Here is a 6,047-nt window from a genome sequence, read left to right as displayed (position 1 = left end):
AGGTCAGGCACAAGAACCTGTGGGAGCTGGCATTGCCAGCGATGAGGCCCGCAAGAACAACCCAACTACCAGGTTGATGTCGAAGCTGATGGCCTCATCGCCGGCAAGCCGGCTCCCACGGGGTTCCGGGCCGGCCGCAGGATCCAGGCTCGACATAGCAACCTGTGGGAGCTGGCTTGCCAGCGATGAGGTCACCTACCAGAGCAACAGATCATAGGTCAGGTAGATACGCACATTGTTCCGGTCGCTGGCATAGGTGCTGCGCGAGATCGCATGCCGTACCTCTGCGCCAAAGCCCTTGAACACTCCGTCCTGGACCACGTACTTGAGCTGGGTGTTGGTCTCGTGTTCACGGGCATCCGCGCCCCGGTATTCGCCACCACTGCCGTGGTAGTAGCGGGTCATGAAGTTCAGCCCCGGCACGCCGACGCTGGCGAAATCGTAGTCGTAGCGCAGCATCCAGGTGCGCTCGCCCGGCTGGATGAACTTGCCGACGCTGGCGTTGCTGAACGAGTACACCGTGCTCACGCTGACATAGGGCAAGGCCGTGCTGCCTTCGACCTTCTGGTAGCCGAAACCAAGGGCATGACCGCCCTGGCGCCAGGTGAACAGGCCGCTGAACATGTCCGCATCGACCTGGCCATTGCGTGCGGCGCCCGCGTCGTCACTGATGAAATAGCGCAGGTCGCTGGTCAACGTCCCCGCCGCCAGCGGCAGCGAATGCACCAGGCCGAAGAACTGCTGGCGATAGAAGTCGCGCAGTTCGCCGTAGTAGCTGCTCAGGGTCAATTGCTTGCTCAGCTCGTAGCGCAAGCCGGCAAAGTCGAAGTCGCTGCCTTCGCTGCCGGTGTAGCCCTGGGGGATGATGTCGACGCTGTCGGTGGAGTTGCGCGCCTTGAACTTGTCCAGGTGCCCGGCATGCAGGTAGAGCCGGTCGATACCGCTGTATTCGACCTGGGTGCCACGGAAGGTCTGCGGCAGCAGGCGGCCGTCGTTGTAGACCAGCACGGGAATCTTCGGCAGCAAGGTGCCGCTGCTGACCAGTGCGTCCTGCCAGCGCAGCTTGGCGGTCAGGCCCAGGCTGGAGTATTCGCTGGCCGCGCGGCCGTCGTCATGCACCGGCAACAGCCCGGTGCCGGCATGGGCACGACTGGAGTCCAGGCGAACACCCGACAACCCCAGCGCCTCGACGCCGAAGCCGAGCGTGCCCTCGGTGAACCCCGACTGCGCCTTGAGCACGAAGCCCTGGGCCCACTCCCGGCGATCGGCAGCACCGTCGCGGTAATCGTCGTTGAAGTAGTAATTGCGCAAGGCCAGCCGGGCCTGGGAATCCTTGAAGAAATCGGCCAGGGCCGGATCAGGGACGAGACTGCTCATGACACCTGCGCAAGCCAGGGTGCCGGAACTCAAAAGGGTACGCATCGGAGGTCTCTGCTGAGTGTTGTGGTTGTTGGCAGATGGGCGGTCGATACGCGCTCCGTACTGGACGGGGGGCGTCGACGGAGCGGACACTAACGCCCCGCGAACCCCGTCACAACGTTATGAGCGATGCGCATCACCCTATGCGCAAGCGCCGATTTCCGCGCTGGAGCAGTACGTGAACCTCAAGCAGCTCGAAGCTTTCCAGGCCATCATGGCCACCGGCTCCACCATCGGCGCCGCCACCCGTATGGACCTGTCGCAGTCGGCGGTCAGTCGCCTGCTGACCCAGTTGGAGGAGCACCTGGGTTTTGCCCTGTTCCTGCGCCGCAAGGGCCGCTTGATGGCAACCCCGGAAGCCGAGGAACTGCTCGGCCAGGTCGCCGCGCTGGTGGACAACCTGCAGCGGGTGCAGCGCCTGGCCGACGAGCTGCGCCTGGGGCGTTCGCAACGCAGCCTGCTGCGGGTCGCAGTGCCCACCAGCATGACCCAGCACCTGCTGCCGAAGATCGTCGCCGAGTTTCTCCGCGAGCGTGAGGACGTGGTGGTCGAAGTACTCACCGGCGGCTACGACAGCCTGGAACGGGCGGTGCTGGATCGCAGCGCCGACTTTGCCTTCGTCCGCCTGCCAGCCGAGTTGCCGGACTTCGAGGTGCTGCCGGTACTGGAGACCGAGGGTGTGTGCGTCATGCCTGTCGGGCACCCGCTGGCCGAACGCGAGGAAGTCACCCTCGACGACCTGCGCGATGAGCCCCTGGTGCTCCTGGGCAAGCAGCGCAACCTGCGTTCGGAGCTGGACCAGCGCTTTCGCGAAGCACGCCTGAGTCCGCAGGTCCGTATCGAGGTGCACTCGGTCAGCGCGGCTTGCGCCTTCGTCGCCGAGGGTATGGGTCTCTCCATCATCAACGGCCTGCTGGCCCGGGATTTCGGCGCCCTGCCCCTGCTCAGCCGGCCACTGCGGCCGCGGCTGGCCTACCGCTTCGGTCTGGTCTTCCGCAAGGATCAGCCGCGCTCGCGACTGGTCGAGGCCTTTGCCGAACACCTGCGCAAACGCCTGGTGGAAGTCAGCGGAACACCGCTCGACGCATAGCCCAACCCGATTCACTCATAAGCTTGAGCGAGCCCGATTGCCTGGACTAGTGTGCGCCTCAACGCCCGGGCCCCACCAAAACAACAATCGAGAACGCATCATGAACCCACCCCACTCCTCGCTGGCCCCGGCCGCTGCGACGCCGGCTGCGGCTGCGCCCGCCCCGGTGAAGCAACTCAATCCGGCGCTGATCCTCCTGAGCATCGTGTTCATGGCCCTGGCCTTCACCTACCTGGTGGACTCAGGCCAGTTCCAGCGCAAGGACATCGCGGTCATTCCCGGCTCCTACCAGATGCTCGACAAGGACAGCGGTCTCGGCCAGCTGTTCTCCATCGAGCCGCGCACGCAAAACCCAGAGGTGGCGCGTCCGGTGTCCCTGGTCGAAGCCTTTATGGCCATTCCCCAGGGCATCGAAAAACGCGCCGGCCTGATCTTCATGGTCCTGTTCATCGGCGGCATGTTCGGCGTGCTGAACAAGGCCGGTGCCATCGATGCCGGTCTCGAGCGCATCCTCGGCCTGACCCGCGGCAACATCTACGTGCTGGTGCCCTGCCTGATGCTGGTGTTCTCCGCCGGCAGTACCTTCATGGGCCTGGCCAAGGAATTCATCCTGATCGTGCCGCTGATGGTGGCCATGGCCAATCGGCTCGGCCTGCCCAACATCATCGGCCTGGCCATCGTGGCAATCTCGGTGAAGGTCGGTTACCTGGGCTCGATCACCAACCCGGTGGCCCTGGCCGTGGCCCAGCCACTGGCTGGCGTGCCGATGTTCAGCGGCCTGGATATGCGCGTGGTGACCTACGTGGTGTTCCTGCTGGTGGGCATCGCCTTTGTCCTGCTGAGCATCCGTCGCCATGGCTTCGACCGCACCGCGCAGTTCGACTTCAAGCGTGCGCCCCTGCCGTTGCGCCATGCCACCAACCTGGTACTGCTGGCGGTCGGCGTGGCCTTCCTGGTCTACGCCTCCAATCGCTGGCACTGGAAATACCCGGAGCTGTCCGCCTACTACCTGGCCCTGAGCATGGTCTTCGCGCTGGTCGCCGGGATCGGCGCCAGCGATGCGGCCGCAGCCTTCGTCGACGGCATGAAAAAAGTCCTCATGGCCGGCGTGCTGATCGGCCTGGCTACGGCGGTGGAGATCATCCTCAGTACCGGCCAGGTGCTCGATACCATCGTCAACAATCTCTCGGAACTGGTGGGCGACCACGGCCCGCTGGTCTCGGCCTTCGGCATGTTCTTCGCCCAGTTGGGCCTGGATGTGCTGATCCCCTCCACTTCCGGCCAGGCGGCGGTGACCATGCCGATCTTCGGCCCGCTGGGGCAACTGTCGGGGGTGACTCCGCACACCACGGTCTACGCCTTCCTGCTCGGCAACGGCCTGACCAACCTGATCACCCCGACCTCCAGCGGCCTGCTGGTGCTGCTGGCCACCGCCCAGGTCGGCTGGGGACAGTGGGCGCGCTATATCTGGCCGCTGTTCCTGATCTTCATGGCCATCGCCCTGGGCCTGCTGAGCATCGCCGTGTTCATCGGCTATTAATTCACCGGGCTGCCATGGCGGCCCACCTGGTTCGAGTTGTCTCCCATGCATGTTCTGAACAACCTGATGGTGCCGATGCGCGATGGCGTACGGCTGGCCACCGATATCCATTTGCCCGATGCCAGCGGCGCGCCCTTGCCGGTGATCATCGAACGTACGCCCTACAACAAGGCCCTGCCCTCGCGCTCGGAAAAGCGTCGCGACGGTCATCACCTGGGCCGCGAGGAAATGGCCGCAGCCTTCGCTGCCGCCGGTTTCATCACGGTCTTCCAGGATTGCCGCGGACGGCACGCCTCGGAGGGCGAGTTCGTCAAGTACATCAACGAAGCCGAAGACGGCTACGACACCCTCGCCTGGCTGGTGGAACAACCCTGGTGCGACGGGCGGATCGGCAGCATGGGCTTGTCCTATGCCGCGCATACCCAACTGGCCATGGCCTGCCTGAATCCACCGGGGCTGCGCACCATGGTGCTCGACTCCGGCGGCTTCGCCGACGCTTTCCACTGCGGGATTCGCCAAGGCGGCGCATTCGAGTTGAAGCAGGCGACCTGGGCCTTCAAGCAGGCCAAGGAAAGCCCGGCGGCCAAGGCCGACCCGGCGTTGCGCGAGGCACTGGAGCAGGAGGATATCCATGCCTGGTTCGCCGCCATGCCGTGGCAGGCCGGGCATTCGCCGTTGCGGCATATTCCCGAGTACGAGGACTACCTGCTGGATCAATGGCGACGCGGCCGCTACGACGCCTACTGGCAGCAACTGGGCATCTGCGCGGAGCAGTTCCGCGGGCAGACCCCGGACATTCCCGTGCTGCACATGTCCAGCTGGTACGACGCCTATGTCAGCTCGACCCTGGACAATTTCAGCGCCTTCACCCGCCAGGGAACGGCGCCACAGCGGCTGATCATGGGGCCATGGCTGCATGGCGATCGCAACATCAGCCACAGTGGCGATGCCGAGTTCGGCGAGGCCGCAGCGTTCGACGGGCAGGTGGAACAGGATTGGCTCACCTGCCGGCTGGAGTGGTTCGAGGCTCATCTGAAACAGCCGGCGTCAATACAAGCCAAACCCCAGCAGGTGCAGGTCTTCGTCATGGGCGGAGGTTCCGGCAGCCGCAATCGCCAGGGGCGGATCGAACATGGCGGCGAATGGCTGACGGCGGATCGCTGGCCGTTGCCGGGTAGCCAGCAACTGGTGCTGCATCTTCATGGGGATGGCGGGCTGAAAACCCAGGCCCCCGAAGAGCTCGAAGCCAGCCGCAGCTATCTGGCCGACCCCTGGCATCCGGTACCCACGCTCGGCGGCGCCCTGACCTCGGGAGCGCCGGTGTTCGCCGGGGGTGCCTTTGATCAACGGGAAGCGCCCGGCTTCTTCGGTAGCCGTGGGGATGACCGGCCGTTGAGCGAACGCCCGGATGTGCTGAGCTTCCACACCGAGCCCCTGGCCGAGGACCTGCTGGTCGCCGGCGATGTGGCGGTCGAACTGTGGGTCGAGACCGACGGACTGGACACCGACTTCACCGCCAAGCTGGTGGATGTCTATCCCGATGGCTATGCGATGAACATCACCGACGGCATCATCCGCTGCCGCTATCGCAACTCGTGGAGCGAGCCGAAACCCATGGTGCCGGGGCAATGCGTCAAGGTCACGATCAGGCCGTTCGCCACCTGCAACCGGTTTGTCAAAGGGCATCGGCTCAGGATCGATATCGCCAGCAGCAACTTTCCGCATTTCGATGTCAATCCGAACAGCGGCGAGCCCGAGGGATCGGCGGACGGCAAGCGGGTGGCGAGGAATGTGCTGCATATGAGTCGGCTGCGGCCGTCGCGGGTGGTGCTGACGGTGTTGCCGGACCTGACTCCTGTGGCGTGACGGATGGCCTCATCGCCGGCAACGCCGGCTCCCACAGGGTTTCGGGTCGGCCGCAGGATCCAGGCTCGACACAGGAACCTGTGGGAGCTGGCTTGAACTGGCCTAATGATCCCGGACACCTCTTAAGGGCGA

4 protein-coding genes are annotated in these 6,047 nt (G+C 64.9%); 3 read left to right on the top strand and 1 reads right to left on the bottom strand.

Features of this window, described 5'->3' with window-relative positions; all coding sequences use genetic code 11:
- Positions 1 to 195: 195 nt before the first annotated feature.
- Positions 196 to 1,422, bottom strand: a complete 1,227-nt coding sequence (locus ACODSK_RS32115; RefSeq protein WP_489022110.1) for an OprD family porin — start codon at positions 1,420 to 1,422, stop codon at positions 196 to 198.
- A gap of 175 nt (positions 1,423 to 1,597) precedes the next feature.
- Here ACODSK_RS32115 and ACODSK_RS32110 point away from each other — a divergent pair, with 175 nt between their 5' ends.
- From ACODSK_RS32110 to ACODSK_RS32100, 3 genes are all read left to right on the top strand, one after another.
- Complete coding sequence (locus ACODSK_RS32110; protein WP_489022109.1) at positions 1,598 to 2,509, top strand: LysR family transcriptional regulator; 912 nt, start codon at positions 1,598 to 1,600, stop codon at positions 2,507 to 2,509.
- A gap of 100 nt (positions 2,510 to 2,609) precedes the next feature.
- Positions 2,610 to 4,049 carry a YfcC family protein gene (locus ACODSK_RS32105; RefSeq protein WP_489022107.1) on the top strand — a complete coding sequence of 480 codons (1,440 nt, stop codon included), beginning with the start codon at positions 2,610 to 2,612 and terminating at the stop codon, positions 4,047 to 4,049.
- A 45-nt stretch (positions 4,050 to 4,094) separates the two neighbouring features.
- The gene (locus tag ACODSK_RS32100) at positions 4,095 to 5,915 is read left to right on the top strand and encodes a CocE/NonD family hydrolase (protein ID WP_489022105.1); all 1,821 of its coding nucleotides are present in this window, start codon (positions 4,095 to 4,097) and stop codon (positions 5,913 to 5,915) included.
- Positions 5,916 to 6,047 lie beyond the last annotated feature (132 nt).

This window comes from Pseudomonas sp. FG98, assembly GCF_057808595.1.
The sequence above is the reverse complement of the archived record's forward strand: the minus strand, read 5'-3'. Positions and strand labels throughout refer to the sequence as shown.